This is a genomic window from Kitasatospora sp. NPDC059599 (assembly GCF_042735125.1).
Classification (GTDB): domain Bacteria; phylum Actinomycetota; class Actinomycetes; order Streptomycetales; family Streptomycetaceae; genus Kitasatospora.
The window spans coordinates 45386-65204 of sequence record NZ_JBHWCL010000034.1; the positions used below are offsets into that span (position 1 = coordinate 45386).

Below are 19819 nucleotides of genomic sequence, written 5' to 3' on the forward strand. Positions count from 1 at the left end.
TTAGCGTCGGCCGTGGGGGACCGGACGGCGGTCGGAGGTCGGCGGCATGGCAACGGCGGCACCTGCGCGGCTGGTGGGCGCGTGGCGGCGGGCAGCGGACCGGCACCTGACGCCGACGAAGCGGTCGCTGGTGGTCATGTGGGCCGCGTTCGGCACCACCTTCGCCACGGTGCGGTTCATCACGCACGGGATCAAGGGCGGCTGGCTGCCGTGGGGCGACGTCTCGGCAGGCGGGAAGCACCTGCACCACTACAACCTCGGCATCGCGGCACTGGCCGGCGTCGGCCTGGTGGCCGTCCGCGGTGACGAGCAGGCGGTCGGCCACCCGGCGGTGGCGGCCGTCTACGGTGCGGGCGCGGCCCTGATCACCGACGAGTTCGCGCTGCTGCTGGACCTGCAGGACGTCTACTGGGCCGAGCAGGGCCGGGTGAGCGTCGACGTGTCGTTCGGCGTGCTCGCCGCGCTCGGCGGCTACCTGTCAGCCGCGCCGTTCTGGCACGAGGTCGTCCGGGTCACCCACCGTCAGTTGACGGCGGGGTGAGGGATCCCGCCCTCCGGCCGTCGGTGACCGCCTCGGCGACCGCCCAGGGAACGCCTCGGGGAACACCACCACCTCGGGGAACGCTTCGGGAACGCCTCGGGGAACGGCCGTTCCGGTAACCGCCGCCCGGAGAACGACCGTTCTCGGGAACCGTCGTTCTCCGCCCCCGGGGCACGCGGGCCTCGTCAGCGGTGCGGCACGGGCCCGCCCGCGGAGCGCAGCTTGGACTCGGTGAGCGCGGTCAGTCGGGCCGCGACCGGTGCCCGGTCCCCGCGGTGGCCGTTGATCAGCTCGTACTGGGCCGAGGCCTTGGCCCAGGCCCGCAGGCTGGCGGGGTCCCCGAGCAGCGCGGGGTCGGCGAGGTAGTGCTCGGCCATGGAGGTCGCGAGTTCCTCGATCCGCGGGTCGTCCGGCTCCCAGCTCTCGGCCTCCCAGCCGCGCTTGGTCAGCTCGATGTGTACGGGGTCGTCCAGCCCGTGTTCGAGCTGGGACAGGAAGCCGTCGAAGCCCTCCGGCACCAGCGCCCGGGCCAGGACCAGGGCCTCGCGTTGCGCGGCCACGTAGTCGGGGCCGAAGCCGAGGTCGGCCATCCGGGCCAGGACCGCGCAGGCCCGGTCGGGCAGCAGGGCCCGGTCGCCGTCGGCGAGTCGGCGCAGCGTGTCGCGGCGGGCGACGAGTTCGTCGATACGCGCAGTGAGCTGCCGTTCGACGTCGGCGAGTTCGGCGCCGAACCGCTCGGCGTCGGAGTCGAGCACGGGCCCGATCCCGGCCAGCGGGACGCCTGCGGTGGCCAGGGTCCGCACCTGCACCAGCTGCAGCAACTCGCCGGAGCCGTAACGCCGGTAGCCGGAGCCGTCCCGGTCCGGCTCCGCGACCAGGCCGAGCTTGTGGTAGTGCCGCACCGTCTTCACCGTGACGCCGACGAACGCGGCCGCCTGCCCGATCGTCACCCCGTTCCCCGCTGCGTTCCTCATCGGCCCAGGTTGCCGCAGAACACCGCGTCGACGAAACGCTGTTGGGCGGCCCGGAACGCCGGGGCTATCGACAGGTCGGCGTCGTCCACCCAGGTCAGCCCGGCGGTCAGGGTCGTGCTGCCGTCGGGGGCGCCGTACATCAGCGCCGCCGACCCCATGGTGGCGCCGTTGTGGTGGAAGACGGTGCCGGCCGCGGTGTCCTGCGCGAACACCCCCAGGCCGTAGCCGACGGTCGCCTCCGGGGTGCGCATCTCGGCCAGCAGCTCGGCCGGCAGGAGCCTGCCGCCCATCAACGCGGAGAAGTAGGTGTGCAGGTCCCGGGTGGTCGAGATCATGTCCCCGCCGGCGCCGACCCAGGTCGGGTTCTGCCGGGTGACGTCGACCGTCCGCTCCCGCCCGGCGTCCTCGTAGCGGTAGTAGCCGTGGTTGTACGGCTCCGGGACCTCCGGCGAGGCGCCCGGCGCACGGGTGCCGGTCATGCCCAGCGGTCCCAGGACCAGCCGCTGCACCTCCTCGGCGAACGGACGGCCGGTGACCCGCTCGACCACCAGCCGGGCCAGCACGTAGTTGGTGTTCGCGTAGCTCCAGCCCGTCCCCGGCGCGAACCGGGCCGGCCTGGACAGCGACAACCGCACCAGCTCCTCGGGCAGATAGGTCCTGAACCGGTTGTCCACCCACTCCTTGCCCTGCCAGGGAACGCCGAGCACGACCGTCCCGTCCTCGTAGAGCTCGCCGGTGTGGTTGAAGATCCCGCTGGTGTGCTGCAGCAGCATCCGCACCGTGATCCGCCGGTCGAGCCCGAACTCGGGCAGGTAACCGGCGGCCGGGACGTCCAGGCCGATTCGGCCCTCGGCCACCAGCAGCAGCACCGAGGTGGCGACGAAGCTCTTGGTGCTGCTGCCGATCCGGAAGTGTCCGTTCGTCAGCGCCTCGGCGCTCCCGCCCAGCTCGCGGACGCCGGCACCGCCGACCCACTCGCCCCGCTCGTCGTTCACCCGGACCTGGACCCCGAGGAATCCGGACTCGATCAACTCATCGACCGCCGCCCGCAGTTGCGGACGATTCAGGACCTGACCGGAAAGATCGGTGGACATGGCTGCTCCTTCGCCTCGGTGGTGCCCGGTGCGGCGTCCTGCCGCTGCGACGAGCCTCCACCCTGCCCCGAGGTCAACCTCAACCGTGATCCGGCTCACAGTGTCACCGCTGCGGCGCGGTCCGGCTCAGCGCCTGCGTGAAGGCTGCCGTGTGACGGGCGATGTGCGCCGCGTCGGTGAGGTACAGGGCGTCGTGCCCGGCGGTGACGTGCTCGGCGAACGCCGCGGAGCCGGCCTCGGCCTGCCCGCGCATGTGACGTACCAGGTGCTCCAGGCGGTGCCGGGCCGTGTCGGCCAGTGCCGCGCGACCACCGTCGTCCAGCCCGTAGGCGTCCGCGAGGAGCCGCAGCCTGCGCACCTGCTCCCCGACGGGGAGGGTGAAGTCCTCGTTGCCCGGATCGGTCAGCGGCACGAACCGGTAGGCGGCGTAGGCGAGGTCCCAGACGCGCGGACCGGGATGGGCGGTGTCGAAGTCGATGAACGCGACCGGCCGCTCGTCGCGGAAGACGCAGTTGTACGGGGCGACGTCGCCGTGACAGATCACCTCGGCCGGCTCACGGGCGGGAAAGTACCACCGGGCGTCCGCCGCAGGCACGAAGCCGACGGTGGCGTCGTGGTACGCGCGCAGCATCACCGCCACGGCCCGCAGCGCCGCGTCCGACCGCACGTGGTCCGGCAGCGGGTAACCGGCGACGCGACCGGGGACGAAATCGAGGACCTCCCGGCCCTCGGCGTCGAAACCGTGCCCTCGCGGGGCACCGGCGAACCCCGCCTCCCCCAGGTGGTCCAGCAGGGCCTGGACCGTGCGACTCCACGGACCCGCGGGCCGCCGGACCGTCGAACCGACCCGCACGACGTGGTTGACGCCGCCGCCCGCCAGCGCGTCCCCGTCCGACCGCCGCGACGCCGTCATGCGGAGCCCCCGTGGCCGCCGCTGCGACCGGCAGGCCCCCGCTCCCGACTGCTGACCACCCGTCCACTCATGCCGTGCATCATGCACCACCTGCTGCTCGCCCCCGTCACCGGTGAACGCGACGGGGGCGAGGAACGAGCCGCTTCCGCCGGGGGCGCCCCGGGCCGGTCAGGCGTCGAGCACCTGGCCGTCGCGCTTGACGACCGGCCCCTGCGTCGACCACGGGAACTCGATCCAGTGGTCGGTCCGCTTCCACACGTACTCGCACTTCACGAGCGAGTGCGACTTCTCGTAGATGACGGCGGACCGCACCTCGGCGACGTGACCGAGGCAGAAGTCGTGCACCAGCTTCAGCGTCTTGCCCGTGTCGGCGACGTCGTCGGCGATCAGGACCTTCTTGGCGGTGAAGTCGATCGCTGCGGGGACGGGCGCCAGCATGACGGGCATCTCCAGGGTGGTGCCCACGCCCGTGTAGAACTCCACGTTCACGAGGTGGATGTTCTTGCAGTCCAGCGCGTACGCAAGACCGCCGGCCACGAACACACCGCCACGGGCGATGCTCAGGATGAGATCGGGCTCGTACCCGTCGTCGGCGATCGTCTGCGCGAGTTCGCGCACCACCCGACCGAATTCCTGGTAATCCAAGGTCTCGCGCACGTCAGTCACAGCGCCCAGTGTCCTCGGCCGCCGGCCGGGCGGGGAGCACCGGCACGCCGGGGAGCGGAAGCAGAACGAGCGCGCGTGCGACGAAAACCGGCCCCCACCGCGTTAGAGAGACATGGACCGCTCAACCACCCCGGACTTCCGGGAGTTCGCCGCGGCACGGGGGCAGCACCTGGTCAGGACCGCCTTCCTGCTGACGGGCGGCGACGCGTACCTCGCCGAGGACCTCGCCCAGGAGGCCCTCGGCAAGCTCTACGGGAAGTGGCGCCGCGTGGCGCGCCTGGACAACCCCGCAGGCTACGCCCAGACCGTCCTGGTCAACACCTTCCTGTCCCACCGCCGGCGCCGCAGCAGCACCGAGCACGTGACCGACACCTTCGCCGAGGCCGCGGTCGCCGACTCCGACCCCGCCCTGCGCCTGACCCTGTTGCGGGCGCTGGGCGAACTGCCCCCGCCGGACCGGGCCGTCCTCGTCCTGCGCTTCTGGGAGGACCGCAGCGTCGAGGACACGGCGCACGTCCTGCAGCTGAGCGCGGGCGCCGTACGGTCGCGCAGTTCCCGCGCCCTGACGCGGCTGCGTGCCGTGCTGGGCACGGAGTTGGACGACCTCGCCCGCTCCTGACCGAACCGCGTCCACCGCACCCACGAACGAGATGAGGAGTCACGGCATGTCCCCGGACGACACCTTCGCGCGCCTCCTGCGCGACGCCGCCGACCTGGCCCCCGCCCCGTCGGCGGCCGGCCTCGCCGACGGCGCCCGCCGGCACCACCGCCGGCACCGGCGCCGCCAGGCGGTGCTGACCGGCGGCGCGGCCCTCACCGCGGCCGCCGTCGTCGCCCTGGCCGTGTGGCACCCGGGCGCCGACGCGGGCACCGGCACCGCCACGGCACCCACCGCCGGGTGGCCCGAGCAGATCACCGCCCGGTTCATGACCGACACGCTCACCTCCGTCCTGCCGCCCGGCCGGATCGGCGCCACGAACGGCAACGGCGTCGGTGACGGGCCCGTCCCCGGCCTGCCGCCGTCCGCGTTCCTGCTCTACGACGACGGCAACGGCGCCGGCATGGTGAACCTGACCATCAACCGCGCCGCCCTGCCGATCACCGACGCCACCCGGGGCACCCAGTGCGTCGACCCGGTCGAGGCACCGAGCGAGGGCTGCGAGCGCACCGTCCTGCCCGACGGGGGCATCGTGGTGGTCGACAAACTGGCCCCCGACGCGCAGGCCCAGGTCACCAAGTGGCAGGCGACCTACACCGGCACCGACGGGCGCCAGGTGGGCATCTGGGAGGTCAACTCCACCAGCTTCGGGCCCCCGCTGTCCCGCCCCGCCCCACCGCTGACCAGCGCACAGCTCGTCGCCGCCGTCACCAGCAGCGCCTGGAACCCGGTCTTCGCCAACCCCGCCCCGACCGGGACCACGGGCACCGCACCCGCCGCGTCCGGACCGGCGCCCGCGCAGATCCTGGCCACCGCCACCACCCTGCTCCCGCCCGGCGCCGTCACGGACAGCGGCGCCGCGCAGCACACCCCGGGCCAGGCCCACCTCTCGCTCACCCTGGAAGGCCGGACCAGCATGCTCGCCGTCCACATCCAGCCCCGCCCGGGCGACAAGGCCGAAGCGGCCCGCGAACGCGAGGCGTTCGAGCAGGACACGTCGGGCACCCTCACGCACGCCCCGGACGGGTCGAGCGTGCTGGTACGGGAGACCGGCGCGACCAAGACCGGCGGAGGCCCGACACTGTGGTGGAGCGTGGAGGTCCTGCACCCGGACGGCACCCGCGTCCTCGCGACCGAATGGAACGGCACCAGCGAAGCCCAGGCACTCCCGGGCACCCCGGCCCTGACGGTCGACCAACTCAGGGCCATCGCCACCGCCCCCGCCTGGCGCCCCTGACCGGCCCCTGGATCACGAGGCAGCCTGTCAGCAGGCCGTCCGGCCCCGGCACGCCGGGGAACGGAATTGCCGGCCGTGACCCGGCGGCGGCGCGCCGGAGCGTGCCTGGCATCCTGGCCGCATGGACGCTGATGCCCTGACCCCGGTTCACCTCGACGCGGTGATGGACGGGTTGGCCGTGAACTCCGCCCTGCCGGCTCCCATGGTCCGGCGGATGTTCGGATGGCGGCGGGGCTGGGGACGGGTGGCGGGGCGCCCGGACCTCACGGAGGACATGATCGCGGAGATCATCGCGCTCGACGACGAATGGCTCCTGCACAGCCTGGCGCTCAACGACCGGCTGCCGGACCGGTTCCGTATCCAGCTGGCCGCCCATCGGGACAAGTCCGTGCGGTCCGCGCTCGTCAGCCGGGCAGCGACCGCACCGAGGGCGGTGCTGGAGCGGCTCATCGACGATCCGGAGCCCAAGGTGCGCGAGGAGCTCGCCAGGAACGACCACACGCCGTCCGACCTCCGGTTCCGTCTCGCCGCCGACCCCGACCCCGCGGTGCGCGCCGAGTTGGCGAAGCACTGGACACAGGCGCCGGAAGCGGTCCGCCGGATCCTGCTGACCGATCCGGCGGCCACGGTCCGCGCCGCGGCCTGCGCCACCTACTTCGCGTGCCTTCCGCATCCGGTACCGCCCGCAGACCTGGTGCCGGCACTGCTGGCGGACCCGGGGACCCGGGCGGGCGCGGTGGTCCACGCGGTTCTCGACGCGGACACGCTCCGGTCGCTCGCCGAGGACCCGGACGGCGAGGTGCGCGCCCAACTGGCCCGGCATCCCGATGTGCCGCCGAACGTGCGCGACGTCCTCGCCGTCGATCCGTCCTTGCGCGTCCGGGTGAACGTCTTCGCCCGGCCCGACACCCCGGAGCACGTGCGGGCGGAGATCCACGCCTCGGTCCACGAGCTTGCGCACGCGCTGGTCGACCCGGGCCCCGACGCCGACGATGACGCGCTCCTGCAGTGGTGCATGGACGCCTCCGCACCCATGGAACTGCGGATCCTGCGCCTGGACTGGGTCAGGGCCGATCCGCTGCCGCACGTCGATTCGCCCCATGTGGCCTTCCGGGTCTCAGCGGCTGCCGGCGGCAAGGCTCTTCCTGTCGATGCGGTGGCCCGACTGCTCGACGACGAGGAGGAGATCGTCCGGCTCGCCATGGCGTACGCCGCCCCGCACTTGGTCGACCTCGCGACGGCCGAGGCCATCGAGCGCCGCTACCGTAGACGGGACAAGTTCACGTTCTGGTGGGACAAGGCGGAGGTCCTGACGTTTCCCCCGGAAACCTTGCGCCGCTTCGCCACCGACCCCGAGCCCCGCCTCCGCTCCTTCGCGCCCCGCGACCCGGATCTGCCCCCGGAAGTCGCCCAGAAGCTGGCCACGGACCCCGACGTGCGAGTCCGCCGCGCGGTTGCGCAGCACCGCAACCTCCCGCTCTCCTCTCTGCTCCGCCTCCTCGCCGACTCCTCGGAGTTCGTCGCGGAGGCCGCTGCCGCGTCGCCGTTCGTTCCCGTCGAGCAGATGGACCGGCTGCTGACCCGAGCGGGTGTGTAGTCGTCAAGCGGCGAGTGCGTGTGTCCGGATCTCCGCTCAGGCCGTCGAATACCGACTGTCACCGGACAGGGGATACGCTCTGGCCCACGGCCATCGGTTGATCTTCGTCTGTCGCCACAACGCACGACGATCGAACGGTGGCCGCACCCGTGCCCGGCAGGTCACCGGTGTCGCCCTGGACGCGCGGCCGAGCGAGGCGGAGAGCGCCGGGATCGACGCCCGGTGCGAACCGGGCCGCGTCAACGGCCTGTAGCGGTACGGCCTGTAGCGGTACGGCCCGTAGCGGGACGGCCCGTCCCGGGCGGACGGCCCGTCCCTTCGCCGGCGGCTCAGCCCTCCGTCGGCCCGGCGTGCCGGCTCATGCCGCGCCGAGCAGGAGTGCGAGCGCGTCGGCCGTGCCGGGGTGCCGGCGGAGCAGGGCCGAGCCCGTCGGGGTGCCCGGTGCCGCCCAGGTGCCGTCGCAGCCGAGGAGGTCCGCGAGGGCGTCGCAGGTGCCGGGGTGCGTGGCGAGCAGGGCGGATCCCCGGCCGGCGGGTTCGATGCCGGGTGTGGCCGGTTCGGGCGCCGGCGCGCGCCACGGCGGGACCCAGGCGTCCAGGGCGGGGAGCCGGCCGGGGAAGAGGCGTCCGGCTTCTCGGGTCAGCAGGGGTGCCAGGTCGGCGCCGCCGGCGCGCAGGGTGGTGATGAGGGTGGGCAGCCAGGGCAGCAGGACCGGGTCGGGCAGTCGGGCGAAGGCGTTGGAGACGGCTTCGACGACGAGGTCGACCAGCCCCGGGACGGGCTCCAGCGCGTGCAGGAGCCCGCTGAGGTAGCGGGGGTAGGCGGGCAGCATGAGCGGGTTGCCGAGCAGTTCGGCGCAGCGTTCGCGCAGGTCATGGCGGGTGAGGTGGCCGAGGTGGACCTGTGCGGCCCACAGCAGGGCGACCTTCGACGGTTCCTCCGGGTGGGACTGTGCGACGGCCAGTTCGAGCTGGGTGCGGTCGCTGCCGAGCGAGAGCGCCAGGCTCTCCATGCCGAAGAGGAAGCCCAGGGTCGCCGCGACCTGACGCACCGTCGCCGCCTCGTCGGTGAAGGCCGTCGGCAGCAGGGTGCAGTAGTGCGCATACCCGGTCTTGGCGAACCGTTCGATCCATTCCGGGAGGACGGGTTCGCTGGTGCGGTAGAAGGCGAGCAGCTTCCGCACCCGGCGCAGTACTTCGGGCGCGCCGTCGACGCTGCGTTCGGTGGACAGCGCCTCCAGTGCCCGGGTGCCGAGTTCGTCGGCGAGCCGGCGACTGCCCAGGTAGCGGGTGGCGTCCTCGACGGTCCGCAGGACGACCGCGGCGTCGGCCTGCGGGGAGTTGGCGTCGCGGCGCAGTCGCTGTTCGAGGACCTGTTCGAGGCTGACACCTTCGTAGCCGAGCTGGATCAGGGCCCGTTGGTGGGTGCCGAGGGAGACGTCCCAGGATTCCTGTACCGAGGTCTCGCCGAGGGTGCGTTCGCCCATGATGGGGCGGGCGGCGTCGGGGATCAGGTGGCGCAGCATCCAGAGCACGTCGGAGCAGGGCCGCAGGTCGGGGTCGGACTTGAGGTCGAGCAGGGCCCGTTTGACGCCGCGGGCCTGGAGGTTCAGGCCGAGCGGGGCGAGGCGGTCGTGGACCTCGCGGGCGAGCGGTGGCAGTGATTCGTAGCCGACCTGGCCGATCCGGTCGCCGCCCATCATGATCTCGACGAGGCGGCGGACGTCGCGCCGGCCGGGGACGGTGTCCTTCTCGATGCAGGTGACCGCCGCGTCCTCGAAGTCGTACGGGGTGGGCTTGGCCCGGTCGCGCATCCCGGCGAGCAGGATGGCGGTCTCGTACACGGCGATGGCGTCGGCGGTGGAGGCGAGGTAGCCGTTGCCGCGGGCGGCGCGCACGATGTCGACGGACCAGCCGAGCAGTTCCTCCTGGTCGAGCCGGTCGAGGGCGGGCGGGCGTTGGAGGAACCGGGACAGCTGGTCGGTGGCGTCGGTGTCGGTCACCGGCGTGGGCGCGGCGGCCTTGCCTGCCCGGGCGGAGGTGGCTCCGGCCTTCGCGCCCGCCTTGGCACCGGCCTGGCCCTTCAGCCGGTAGGGCTGGGTGCGGGTGCGCTTGAGGTTCTTCGCCCACTGGGTCGCGGCGATGGACACGGAGCCGCGTTCGAGGCCGAACTGCGCCTCGATGGCGGAGTGGCTGGAGGGGATCAGGCCGTACTGCCACTCGGTGGCGGTGCGCGGGGTGACGGTGAAGGTGTCGGAGCCGTGGAGTCCGAACTCGGCGACGCGGCCGGCGGCGTGGAAGGCGCCGCAGACGTACACGCTGTCGGCCGGGTCGGCGCCGGTGGCGGCCAGGTGTTCGCGGATGCGGGTCCACATGTACCGTTCGCGGTCCTCGTCCACGCGGACGCGGTCCGGGTCGCCGGGTGCGAGCCGGCGGAACAGGCTGCCGATCAGGAACATGACCTGCCGGTAGGTGTCGTGGTCGGCGTCGCCGAGCGGCACCTCGACGTACTGGTGCCACCACTCCGACCAGTGCCGCACGTTGCCGTGGCGCAGGAGGTGCTTCTCCAGGTCGGCGAAGCGGGGTCGCAGGTCGCCGAGTTCGACGCCGACGGCGTCGCCGTGCAGCGCGGACTCCTCCTCGCCCGCGGCGGGTTCGGCCGGTGCGTCCGGCCGGGGCTGCCACTGGAAGACGTGGTCGCTGGACCGGTCGACGAGGATCAGGTCGACACCGGGCGTCTCCAGCGCGTAGGCGATGGCCTGGTACTCGGCGGAGGCCTCGGTGATCGGCGCGACGACGGACAGCGGCGCCCAGTCGGCGGGGAACCCGTCGATGCGGGTGGCGAACGCCTGGACCGCCACCGGCAGGCGGCAGTTGCGCAGTTCGGTGAGGACCGGCGTCATGTCCTCGCACAGCTCCAGGAACACCGTCCTGGGCTGCTTGGCGCGCAGCCGGCGGGCCATGGCGGTGGCGGAGGCGGGGGAGTGGTGGCAGACGGGGAAGATCTCCATCGGCTCGCGCAGGGCGCGGTCGACGTCGTCGACGAGGCCGTGCAGGATGCCGTCCAGGGCGCCGGGTCCTCCGGCGAACTCGACGGCGGCGTCGTGCAGTTGGGTGCGCAGGGCGGCGAAGGTGTCGGGTGCGGGGTGCCCGCCGCCGGCGGGCACCCGGGTGGTCGCGCCGCTCATGCGAGCGCCTTGAGGGTGTCGAGGCCGGCGTCGAGGAACTGCGGCCATTCGCCGCCCTCCTGCCGGCTGCGCGGGCCGACGACGCCGGTGAGGTACTTGGTGAGGATGGCCGAGTCCTCGGGGGTGCGGCGGGCGAGCGAGGCGACCAGGGAGGAGCCGAGGGCGCGGGCGGTGAGCGTGCGGTCGCCGAAGAAGTCGCTGTGCAGGACGGCGTCCTCCAGCACGCCGATCTGTTCGGCGGTGGAGAGCGCGGACTCCAGCCGCTCGTCGTCGCTGCCCGCCGTCGCGGCGACGTCGCGCAGGTCTCCGAAGCTGCGCAGGAGCACGTCCAGGAGGCTGGGCGGCACGTCCAGCTGCAGGTCGTGGCGGCGCAGCAGTTCCTCGGTGCGGAAGCGGACGATCTCCGCCTCGCTGGCCTTGTCGGTGACGACCGGGATCTGTACGAAGTTGAAGCGCCGCTTGAGCGCGGAGGAGAGGTCGTTGACGCCGCGGTCGCGGCTGTTGGCGGTGGCGATGACCGCGAAGGCGGGCTTGGCGAAGACGATGCCGTCCTCGCCGCCGAGTTCGGGCACCGAGACGTACTTCTCGGACAGGATGGAGATCAGGGCGTCCTGGACGTCGCTGGTGGAGCGGGTGAGTTCCTCGAAGCGGCCGATGGTGCCGGTCTCCATCGCCGTCATGATCGGGGAGGGGATCATCGACTCCCGGGACTGGCCCTTGGCGATCACCATGGACACGTTCCAGGAGTACTTGATGTGGTCCTCGGTGGTGCCCGCGGTGCCCTGGACGACCTGGGTCGAGTTGCGGCAGACGGCGGCGGCCAGCAGTTCGGCGAGCCAGCTCTTGCCGGTGCCGGGGTCGCCGATGAGCAGGAGACCGCGGTCGGAGGCGAGGGTGACGATCGCGCGTTCGACGACGCCGCGGTCGCCGAACCACTTCTGGGCGATCTCGCGGCCCGGGCCGTCGGACGAGTCGGAGCCGAGGACGAAGGTGCGGATCATCTTCGGGGACAGCCGCCAGGTGGACGGCTTCGGGTCGGTGTCGACCGACTCCAGGTAGTCCAGTTCGTCGGCGTACTTGGTCTCGGCGGGAGCGCGGAGCATGTCGGACATCGGGCGGGCGCCTTTCTGCGGCGGGGTCAGGGGAGGTGTGCGTCGGCGCGCGGGGCGCCGGGTCAGGTGAGGAAGGTCTTGAGCTCGTGGACGAGCTTGCCGATGTGGCCGGAGAGCACCGGGGTGCCCTGGTCCTTGAACCGTTCGCGGAACCACGGGTTGACGCTGCCGCGGCCCGAGCTGGTGACCGAGCCGACCGGGATGAACTTCGCCCCGGAGCGGTGCACGGCGGCCATCTGCTCGAACAGCTCGTCGCACTTCCACTCGTAGAAGTCGGATATCCATACGACGACGGTGTTGACCGGTTCGGCGATCTTGGGCCGGGCGAGCGCCATGGCGACGGTGCCGTCGGTGCCGCCGCCGAGCTGGGTGCGCAGCAGGGTCTCGAACGGGTCGTGGACCCAGGGGGTGAGGTCGACGGCGCGGGTGTCGTACGCCACCAGGTGGACGTCCACCTTGGGCAGGCCGGCGAAGATCGAGGCGAGGATGGTGCAGTTGACCATGGAGTCGACCATCGAGCCGGACTGGTCCACCACCACGATCAGCCGCTGGGGCGTGGTCTTGCGGGCGGTCCGCTTGTAGTGGAGCTGGTCGACGTACAGCCGCTCGTCGTCCGGGTTCCAGTTGGGCAGGTTCTTCCAGACCGTGCGCTTCAGGTCGAGGTTGCGGTAGACCCGCTTCGGCGGCACGGAGCGGTCGATCTCCCCGACCGTGGCCTTCTCGACCTGGGTGCGCAGCACCTCGGCGACCTCGTCGACGAAGCGGCGGATCAGCTTCTTGGCGTTGGCGAGCGCCACACCGTCGAGATTGCCCTTGTCGTGCAGCAACTGCTCGATCAGGGACATGCTCGGGGTGAGCCGGGAGGCGAGCTTGTGGTCGGCGAGGACCTCCCGCAGGCGCATCCGCTTGACCAGGTCGGCTTCGAGGCCGGCGAGTTCCGGGCCGATCACGGGGAGGAGCGTGGACAGGTCCGGGTTCCCCGAGCCCGTGCCGGCGCCCGTCCCGGTGGACGCGGCGCCCGCGCCGGTGCGGCGGCCGGCGCGCAGCTCGCCCGGCTGGCAGCCGAGCGCGCGCTCCAGCCACGCGGCGTCGGACTGCCAGCGGGACAGCTGACCCGCGCTCACCGCGCCGGAGCCGGTGGCGAAGGTGTTGAGGAGCACCTTGGAGTACAGGGCCGCGCGTCGGACCTCGGCGGCGCGGTCACGGCCGGCCGGGTCGGCCGGGCCGGTGTCCGGCGTCATCAGGCCCTCGATCTCCGCGGCCAGCCGGGGATGGCGCTGGACGAGGGAGTCGACGGAGACGCGCGGGTCCAACAGGCCCGCGGGCAGACCGATGTCCTCGACGACGGCCAGGCCGGCCGTCTCCAGGGCGGGCTGCTCCGCGGGGTCGAACAGGCGGGCCAGGAGGTGCCAGTACAGCACCTGACGGCGGTTCTCGGCGGAGTCCGCGGTGGGTGGGCTGCTGAGCCCCGACAGGGGGGTGCCGTGGGGATCCGGGATGGGGCTGCCGTGGGGATCCGGAACGGGGGTGCCCTCGGGCGCCGGGGTGGGTGCGGTCATCGGTTCGGTCACTTCCGCAGCAGCTTCCCGGCGCGTTCGCGCAGCACGGCCACGGTGTCGGTGGCGGCCGCCTCGGCCTTGGCGCCGGCCTTGTCGGTGGTCCCGCCCGCCCACGCGCCGGCGTGCACGCCCACCGTCCGGCGCTTGACCGTGGTTTCCACGGCGAGCGGCTGGAGGGCGAAGGCCCCGGCGTCCCAGCGCAGCAGGCCGATGCACGCGGTGGACGCGGCCACGGCCTGGGGCGTGAGCGGCGAGGCCGCCGGGATCCGGCCGGTGTCGACGGTCAGCGGGTGGCCGGCCAGGGTGAACGTCAGCACGCCGTCGTCCTCGTGGGCGGTGTAGCCCTCCACGAGGACGGGTGCGGCCAGCCGGACGGGGTGCCGCTCCAGTGGCGCGAGCGGCGCGTCGAGGGCGGTGGGCAGGACGGCTCGGGCGGTCGCGAACGGGTCGGCCGGGGCTGCGGGTTGCGCGCACTCGTCACGCCACAGCAGGTCGCCCTCGGCGGTGACCGGCAGGTCCGTCACCGTCATCGCGCGGCCGTCGCCGGCCGCGGCGAGGAGGGACAGCCGCGGCCGGAGCAGCTGCCAGATCCCGGCGCCGACGACGCTGTCCGGCTTCGGGGCCGACACGGAGGCCCGGACCAGTCGCGGCGCGGAGCCGTCGGCGGGCTCCAACACCGCGAGGACCTGGGCCTGCGCGGCGGTCGCGTGCTCCTGCAGGTCGACGCCGAGCGGCAGCAGTCGGCCGGTGACCGTCCCGGTGCTCGGCGCGGCGGTCATGCCGGGGTGCGTCAGGAGCAGGGCCCGCGACCACAGGTCCGCCCACCGGCGCACCGGCACGCGTTCCAGACCGGCCCCGGGACAGCAGGCGGCGAGTTCACCGGCGAACCCGTCGAGCAGGACCGCCAGTCGGCGCAGGTCCGGATCCGGGAGCATCGCGGTGACGACCTGCGCCGAGCCGGCCACCAGGTCGTGGTCCATGCCGTGCCAGCCCGCGCGGGCCAGGTCGGCGAGCCAGGCCCGGGCCGCGGACAGCAGGTTCGGTGTGTCCTGGGTGGCGGGGGCGGGGGCGGTCCACGCGGCGGTGGTGCGGCCGGTCGCCTCGGCGACGACCTGCCGGAGCGCGTCGTGCGCGGCGCCGAGCAGCGCGGTACGGGCCGCGGCCAGGGCGAGCAGGTGCTCCTCGTCCGCGGCACCGGCGGCCGCCTTCTCGGCGGCCGCGGCGACGGTGGCGGCGAGCGGGGAGGCCGCGACGGCACCGGCGAGATCGGCGAGCGCCCGGGCCTGGGCGGGCTGCGGGCGGAGCAGACCGTCCGTCAGCACCCGGTCGAAGGCGTCGACGACGGCGAGGGCCTCGTCGAGACCGGCGACCGGCGAGGAGAGGACGTCGGTGCGCATCACGCCACCGCCCGCGTCGTCGGGAACCAGTGCAGGTCGGGCAGCGGAGCGGTCACCGGGGCGTGCTCCAGGTACTCCAGGTGGTTCAGGAACCGGGCGAACACCGCGGCAGCCGGGGACGCGGCGGCCTTGGCCGGGCGGGCGGCGGTCATCGTGCCGCCGATGTCCCGGGCGCTGGGGCTCTGCGCGCCGGTGTCCACCCGCAGGTAGCGGGCGACGCGCTCGCCGCCGAACTGCTCGACGGCCTCGGTGATCAGGGCGTCCAGGTGCTTGCAGTAGCTGCCCCTGGCACCGCCGCAGGGCCGGTTGTTGTTGGTGCTGCACGCGAACTCGAAGGTGCCGGCCGCGATGGCCGACACGTAGACCCGGCCGATGTCCGAGCCGCTGGAGACGACGCCCTGCAGGCGTCCGTCGGCCAGCTCCACGAACGGGACCTTGGCGAGCTTGCGCGGCCGGACGGGCGGGACCACCCGGGCCGTACTCGCATTCTCCCAGGCAGGCGAAAGCACACCATCTCCTCAGGATTCGGGGGAACGTACGCCGCAACGGCGGCGCTTGTGGTGATGAACGTAGTGGTGGCCACTGACACCGACGGTCGTCACCGGGCCCGGCGGTCGTGACCCTCTGACTGACGCCCTGTCGGGGCGGGTCAACGGCCGTTGCTGCGCACCCCGTTGACGGCGCCCCGGTGCGGCATGTGAAATGGCACATGTCACTGGTTCGCGGGTCGAGGTCCGCGGACCGGGGGTCACGTCCGCCGTGCGGCCGCGCCGCCCGATTGGAACGTTCAAACGCCCCGCCCGGCGACACGTGACCGGCCCGCCGCCCCCCACGGCACCGCGCGACGCCACATGACACCCCCACACACCCCCACACCCCCCACAGGAGCGCACGTGCGCCTGCTCCCGCACCGCCTCGCGGCACCCCTGCTCGCGCTGGCACTCGCCACGACCGGCCTCGGAACCCTCGCCCTCGGCACGGCCGCCCCGGCCGCCGCCCTGGGCAACGGCAACGCCCTCACCCCGCCCATGGGGTGGAACTCGTGGAACTCCCTCGGCACCGAGGTCACCGAGGAACAGGTCGTCCAGACGATCGACTTCATGGCCGCCAACGGCCTGGTCGCCGCCGGCTACGACACCGTCACCATCGACGACGGCTGGTCGCTCTGGCACCGGGACGGCCAGAGCACCGACTTCGTCCGGACCCCGAGCGGATCGATGCAGCTCTACGACGCCGCCGGGAACCCGGTGAGCGGCACCGACGGCACCGGCAACGACCCGACCTCCGGCCACCTCGTCCCGCGCCCCGACCACTTCCCCTCGCAGACCGTCGACGGCCGGACCGTCAACGGCATCCAGTACCTGGCCCGGTACGCGCACACCAAGGGCCTGAAGTTCGGCCTCTACGCCACCGACACCTACGAGACCTGCCAGATGCACCCCGGCAGCCTCGGCCACGAGACCACCGACGCCGCCGACTTCGTCGCCTGGGGCGTCGACTTCGTCAAGTACGACGACTGCCCCTACGGCCCGCCGATCACCGGCCCGGACGGCCACGACTACGGCACCCAGGGCATCGGCAAGGAACTCACCCGCTCCGTCTACACCCGCGTGCAGACCTTCCAGCACGCCCTCGACGCCGCCTCCGCCGCCCAGGGCCGCCCGAAGGTCACCCTCAGCGTCTCCGCCCAGCCCGCCCACACCGGCGTGCCCCACCTCCTCGACCCGGCCGACCCGGCCCGCACCGACCCCGTCGTCCTCAGCGCCGGGACGGCGCCGTTCACCGCGCCGGGCTACGCCCCGACGGGCGTGTGGTGCGGGCAGGTGGCCAACCTGTGCCGGATCGGCGGGGACCGCGACAGCGAACTCGACGGCGTGCTGTGGAACGGGCAGCTGCGCACCGCCCTGCAGTACCCCGGCAACGTGCGCCCGGGCAGCTGGAACGACCTCGACATGATGTTCACCGGCTGGAACGACGTGTACGGCCTCTACGGCACCACCGACACCTGCACCTGCCACAAGCCGTTCACCGACGACGAGTCGCGCACCGAGACCTCCGTCCTGTCGATGCTCGCCGCCCCGCTGATCTCCGGCGCCGACCTGCGCACCGCCGCTCAGTCGCAGCACAGCGCGAACGGTGCCACCTGGTCCACCGGGATCGGCGCGTCGAGCCTGGCGGTCCTCAAGAACGCCGATGTCATCGCCGTCGACCAGGACGCGCTCGCCAAGCCCGCGACGCTGGTCGGCGCCGCGCCGACGGACCCCAGGGCACCGGTCGTGCTCAAGCGGCAGCTGGCGAACGGGGACACCGCCGTGCTGCTGGTCAACCAGGACCCGGACAACTGGCGGACGATCGGCAGCGACCTGACCGCGCTGGGGCTGACCGGCGCGTTCACGTCCAAGGAACTGTGGACCGGCACAACCGGTACGGTCGCGGCCGGCGGCACCGTCGGCGGCGCCTGGGTGGCCCCGCACGGCGTCGCGATGTTCCGGCTCACGCCGAAGGCCGGCACCGTGCCGGCGGCGGTCGTGGGTGACGGGAAGTACCACGCGCTGGGCGCGGGCGGCACCGCAGGCCTGGTCCTGGAGGTCGCCGGTACGTGCAGCTCGCCGCTCACCTCCCCCGCCGACGTCAACACCTGGTGGCCCACGCACACCTCCGAGCAGTGGACCTTCACGGCCAACCCCGACGGCACCGTGCGGATCAGCGACAACTGCGACACGGCCACCCACGCCCACACCGTGCTGTCGGCGGGCACCGCGGCCGGCAACAGCGCCTACCTGCTGGACTACACGCCGGGCAACGCGTGGCAGGAGTGGCGGGTCGGCGGGAACGCCGCGACCGGCGCGCTCACCATCACCAACGTCGCGACCGGCCTCGCGCTCGGCGCCGTCGGCGGCACGGCCGGCTCGACGGTGACCACCGAGGCCGTGAACGGCGCGGCCCCCGGGCAGAGTTGGAGCGTCCTGTCGTGATCGTGTAGTTCCTCCCAGCCAGGTCGTGAGGGCGGCCCCGGGCCCACCGGATGCCGCCCTCCTACCGAGGTCCCGCGCGCCGTTCCCGGGGCGCGGGACCTCTCGCATGCCTGCCGCATGCCTGCCGCACGCCGGCCGCACGCCGGCCCAGCCGGCCCACGGCTTCCGCAGGGCAGGGCCTTCGGCGTCGGGCCCCGTCCCGACCGCCCACCCTGCCCCGCAGCCGTACGACGCTGCCCCGGTCACCCCGGTTCACCCTGCCGGGGTGGCCGGATGCCCGTCGGGGCCGGCTCGCCGTTCTCAGCAGAACGCGTCGGCGTGGCGGACGGCCCACTCGGCGAACCGCCGCGGGGCCCGGCCGAGGACCCGTTCGACGTCCGGGCTGACGCGCAGCTCGGACGGGTCGGGAGAACCGAGGATGTCCAGGGTGTCGTCGGCGAGTTCCGCCGGCATGCTGTGGACCATCGCCGCCTTGGCCTCGTCGCGGGTGAGTTCGTGGAACCGTACCGGCGAGCCCAGCGCGGCGGCGATGGCCGCCGTCTGCCCGCGCGGCGTGATCACCTCCGGGCCGGTCAGCTCGTACACGCCGCCGCTGTGCCGGTCGTCCAGCAGGCAGGCGGCCGCGACCTCGGCGATGTCCGCCGGGTCGATGATCGGCACGCCGGTGTCGCCGAAGGGCGCGGCAACGGTCCGCCGGTCGCGGACGGACCCTGCCCACCACAGGGCGTTGGAGGCGAAGCCTCCTGGCCGCAGGACCGCCCATTGCGTCCCGGACTGCCGCACGGCGTCCTCCAGTTCGCGCATCGCGATCCGGGTCGGACCGAAGGGCCTGGTCGACACGCCCTGGGTGGAGAGCAGGACGACCCGTCGGACCCCGCTCGCAGCGGCGCGCCGGATGATGCCGGCCGGATCGGCTCCGGCGGCGTGCAGGTCTCCGGAGAGCAGCAGGAACAGTGCCTCCGCCCCGGCCAGTGCGGGTTCGAGGCCGGCGGGTTCGGCCAGGTCGGCGGCGAAGTGGCGTACGCCGTCCGGTACTTGGGCGGCGTGCCGGGACACTGCCGTCACCTCCCGGCCCGCGTCCGCCAGCGCCCGTACCAGCGGCCGGCCCACGTTTCCGGTCGCCCCGGTCACCACGATCATGATCAGCTCCCTTGCCTGATGTCCTCGGTGTTCTCGGTGTCGTCGACGCGCTCCGTGTGCTCCGTGTGCTCCGTGCGCTCGACGCGGTCGATGGCGATGACAGTAGGAGCCAGGCTTACATTTCGTAAGGACATACCTTTAGGTAAGCTCATGACATGACGGAAGGTGTGCAGTTCGGGCGGCCCGCTCCGGTGAAGCGCTATGAGGTGTTTCACACCGACTGCCCCGCACGGGCCGTGGTCGACCACGTGACCAGCCGGTGGGGTGTCTGGGTGCTGATCGCCCTGCGGAACGACGACCTGCGGTTCCACGAACTCCGCGAGAGCATCCGGGGCGTCAGCGAGAAGATGCTCTCCCAGACCCTGCGCGCCCTGGTCCAGGACGGCCTGGTCCGGCGGGAGGTCGAGCCGACCACGCCGCCCCAGGTCACCTACGGGCTCACGGAGTTCGGCCGGGAGCTCGGCGAGCCCCTGACCGACCTGTTCGACCGGATCACCCGCCGCCTGTCCCCGCCCGACGCCCGCTGACGCCACCCCGCCCTGGGCTTCCCGACGGGCCGCCGGCCACCGGCTGCCGGGCCACTGCGGACGTCCTTCCCGCCCTTGTCCGCGTCGTCTGCTGTCCCGGGTGCTGCCCGGCGTCAGGCGTGTCGGTCGGTCAGATGACTGATGTGGGCCGCGCACGGCGTCCGGGAGGGCCGTGCGGGCCGGGGTTCCCGGCAGCGGGGCCGTGACGTCGTAAGACCGCGGGCCCCACCAGGAGGATCTCC

The 19819-nt window shown here is 73.2% G+C and carries 17 protein-coding genes; 6 read left to right on the forward strand and 11 right to left on the reverse strand.

Annotated features, from left to right (window positions below):
- The first annotated feature begins 46 nt into the window (after nucleotides 1-46).
- Nucleotides 47-541 (forward strand): hypothetical protein, encoded by a 495-nt coding sequence (locus ACFV04_RS14940; RefSeq protein WP_360263130.1) that lies wholly within the window; start codon nucleotides 47-49, stop codon nucleotides 539-541.
- 185 nt (nucleotides 542-726) lie between these two features.
- On the opposite strand, the gene ACFV04_RS14945 is transcribed toward ACFV04_RS14940, so the two are convergent.
- The 4 genes from ACFV04_RS14945 to ACFV04_RS14960 form a co-directional block, all read right to left on the reverse strand.
- A complete protein-coding gene (locus ACFV04_RS14945) occupies nucleotides 727-1515 on the reverse strand; it encodes a MerR family transcriptional regulator (RefSeq protein WP_380529298.1) in 789 nt (262 codons plus the stop codon).
- A complete protein-coding gene (locus ACFV04_RS14950; protein WP_380529299.1) occupies nucleotides 1512-2609 on the reverse strand; it encodes a serine hydrolase domain-containing protein in 1098 nt (365 codons plus the stop codon). The genes ACFV04_RS14945 and ACFV04_RS14950 overlap by 4 nt, the downstream gene beginning before the upstream one ends.
- A gap of 103 nt (nucleotides 2610-2712) precedes the next feature.
- The gene (locus ACFV04_RS14955) at nucleotides 2713-3522 is read right to left on the reverse strand and encodes a phosphotransferase (RefSeq protein ID WP_380529300.1); all 810 of its coding nucleotides are present in this window, start codon (nucleotides 3520-3522) and stop codon (nucleotides 2713-2715) included.
- Nucleotides 3523-3690: 168 nt separating this feature from the next.
- Nucleotides 3691-4188: a phosphoribosyltransferase gene (locus tag ACFV04_RS14960; RefSeq protein ID WP_380346519.1), complete on the reverse strand. Its 498-nt coding sequence runs from the start codon at nucleotides 4186-4188 to the stop codon at nucleotides 3691-3693.
- A gap of 112 nt (nucleotides 4189-4300) precedes the next feature.
- Between ACFV04_RS14960 and ACFV04_RS14965 the strand changes: the two genes are divergently transcribed.
- From ACFV04_RS14965 to ACFV04_RS14975, 3 genes are all read left to right on the forward strand, one after another.
- Entirely contained in the window at nucleotides 4301-4807 is a 507-nt protein-coding gene (locus ACFV04_RS14965) for a SigE family RNA polymerase sigma factor (protein WP_380346518.1), read from the forward strand.
- 46 nt (nucleotides 4808-4853) lie between these two features.
- Complete coding sequence (locus ACFV04_RS14970) at nucleotides 4854-6083, forward strand: hypothetical protein (RefSeq protein ID WP_380529302.1); 1230 nt, start codon at nucleotides 4854-4856, stop codon at nucleotides 6081-6083.
- Nucleotides 6084-6204: 121 nt separating this feature from the next.
- Complete coding sequence (locus ACFV04_RS14975) at nucleotides 6205-7680, forward strand: hypothetical protein (protein ID WP_380529304.1); 1476 nt, start codon at nucleotides 6205-6207, stop codon at nucleotides 7678-7680.
- A 358-nt stretch (nucleotides 7681-8038) separates the two neighbouring features.
- Here the strand turns inward: ACFV04_RS14975 and ACFV04_RS14980 are convergent, their stop codons facing one another.
- The 5 genes from ACFV04_RS14980 to ACFV04_RS15000 form a co-directional block, all read right to left on the reverse strand.
- Nucleotides 8039-10867, reverse strand: a complete 2829-nt coding sequence (locus ACFV04_RS14980) for a hypothetical protein (RefSeq protein WP_380529306.1) — start codon at nucleotides 10865-10867, stop codon at nucleotides 8039-8041.
- Nucleotides 10864-11979 (reverse strand): AAA family ATPase, encoded by a 1116-nt coding sequence (locus tag ACFV04_RS14985; protein WP_380529308.1) that lies wholly within the window; start codon nucleotides 11977-11979, stop codon nucleotides 10864-10866. The genes ACFV04_RS14980 and ACFV04_RS14985 overlap by 4 nt, the downstream gene beginning before the upstream one ends.
- A gap of 62 nt (nucleotides 11980-12041) precedes the next feature.
- Nucleotides 12042-13538 carry a VWA domain-containing protein gene (locus ACFV04_RS14990; RefSeq protein WP_380529310.1) on the reverse strand — a complete coding sequence of 499 codons (1497 nt, stop codon included), beginning with the start codon at nucleotides 13536-13538 and terminating at the stop codon, nucleotides 12042-12044.
- A gap of 8 nt (nucleotides 13539-13546) precedes the next feature.
- On the reverse strand, nucleotides 13547-14965 hold the full coding sequence (locus ACFV04_RS14995) for a hypothetical protein (protein WP_380529317.1): 1419 nt from the start codon (nucleotides 14963-14965) through the stop codon (nucleotides 13547-13549).
- Nucleotides 14935-15444, reverse strand: a complete 510-nt coding sequence (locus ACFV04_RS15000; protein ID WP_380346513.1) for a hypothetical protein — start codon at nucleotides 15442-15444, stop codon at nucleotides 14935-14937. Before ACFV04_RS15000 ends, ACFV04_RS14995 begins: the two co-directional genes overlap by 31 nt.
- A 384-nt stretch (nucleotides 15445-15828) precedes the next feature.
- Here ACFV04_RS15000 and ACFV04_RS15005 point away from each other — a divergent pair, with 384 nt between their 5' ends.
- Nucleotides 15829-17910 carry an alpha-galactosidase gene (locus tag ACFV04_RS15005; protein WP_380346512.1) on the forward strand — a complete coding sequence of 694 codons (2082 nt, stop codon included), beginning with the start codon at nucleotides 15829-15831 and terminating at the stop codon, nucleotides 17908-17910.
- A 300-nt stretch (nucleotides 17911-18210) separates the two neighbouring features.
- Here the strand turns inward: ACFV04_RS15005 and ACFV04_RS15010 are convergent, their stop codons facing one another.
- Nucleotides 18211-19050, reverse strand: a complete 840-nt coding sequence (locus ACFV04_RS15010) for an SDR family oxidoreductase (protein WP_380529312.1) — start codon at nucleotides 19048-19050, stop codon at nucleotides 18211-18213.
- Between the two features lie 2 nt (nucleotides 19051-19052).
- Nucleotides 19053-19184, reverse strand: a complete 132-nt coding sequence (locus ACFV04_RS15015; protein WP_380529314.1) for a hypothetical protein — start codon at nucleotides 19182-19184, stop codon at nucleotides 19053-19055.
- 21 nt (nucleotides 19185-19205) lie between these two features.
- Here ACFV04_RS15015 and ACFV04_RS15020 point away from each other — a divergent pair, with 21 nt between their 5' ends.
- Nucleotides 19206-19577 carry a winged helix-turn-helix transcriptional regulator gene (locus ACFV04_RS15020; protein WP_380529315.1) on the forward strand — a complete coding sequence of 124 codons (372 nt, stop codon included), beginning with the start codon at nucleotides 19206-19208 and terminating at the stop codon, nucleotides 19575-19577.
- Nucleotides 19578-19819: the final 242 nt, after the last annotated feature.

Coding starts and splice junctions, on each gene's coding strand:
- ACFV04_RS14980 (WP_380529306.1), bottom strand. CDS start 10,867: ATGAGCGGCGCGACCACCCGGGTGCCCGCCGGCGGCGGGCACCCCGCA.
- ACFV04_RS14970 (WP_380529302.1), top strand. CDS start 4,854: ATGTCCCCGGACGACACCTTCGCGCGCCTCCTGCGCGACGCCGCCGAC.
- ACFV04_RS14965 (WP_380346518.1), top strand. CDS start 4,301: ATGGACCGCTCAACCACCCCGGACTTCCGGGAGTTCGCCGCGGCACGG.
- ACFV04_RS15015 (WP_380529314.1), bottom strand. CDS start 19,184: ATGTCCTTACGAAATGTAAGCCTGGCTCCTACTGTCATCGCCATCGAC.
- ACFV04_RS14945 (WP_380529298.1), bottom strand. CDS start 1,515: ATGAGGAACGCAGCGGGGAACGGGGTGACGATCGGGCAGGCGGCCGCG.
- ACFV04_RS14950 (WP_380529299.1), bottom strand. CDS start 2,609: ATGTCCACCGATCTTTCCGGTCAGGTCCTGAATCGTCCGCAACTGCGG.
- ACFV04_RS14940 (WP_360263130.1), top strand. CDS start 47: ATGGCAACGGCGGCACCTGCGCGGCTGGTGGGCGCGTGGCGGCGGGCA.
- ACFV04_RS14985 (WP_380529308.1), bottom strand. CDS start 11,979: ATGTCCGACATGCTCCGCGCTCCCGCCGAGACCAAGTACGCCGACGAA.
- ACFV04_RS14990 (WP_380529310.1), bottom strand. CDS start 13,538: ATGACCGCACCCACCCCGGCGCCCGAGGGCACCCCCGTTCCGGATCCC.
- ACFV04_RS14955 (WP_380529300.1), bottom strand. CDS start 3,522: ATGACGGCGTCGCGGCGGTCGGACGGGGACGCGCTGGCGGGCGGCGGC.
- ACFV04_RS15020 (WP_380529315.1), top strand. CDS start 19,206: ATGACGGAAGGTGTGCAGTTCGGGCGGCCCGCTCCGGTGAAGCGCTAT.
- ACFV04_RS15010 (WP_380529312.1), bottom strand. CDS start 19,050: ATGATCGTGGTGACCGGGGCGACCGGAAACGTGGGCCGGCCGCTGGTA.
- ACFV04_RS14975 (WP_380529304.1), top strand. CDS start 6,205: ATGGACGCTGATGCCCTGACCCCGGTTCACCTCGACGCGGTGATGGAC.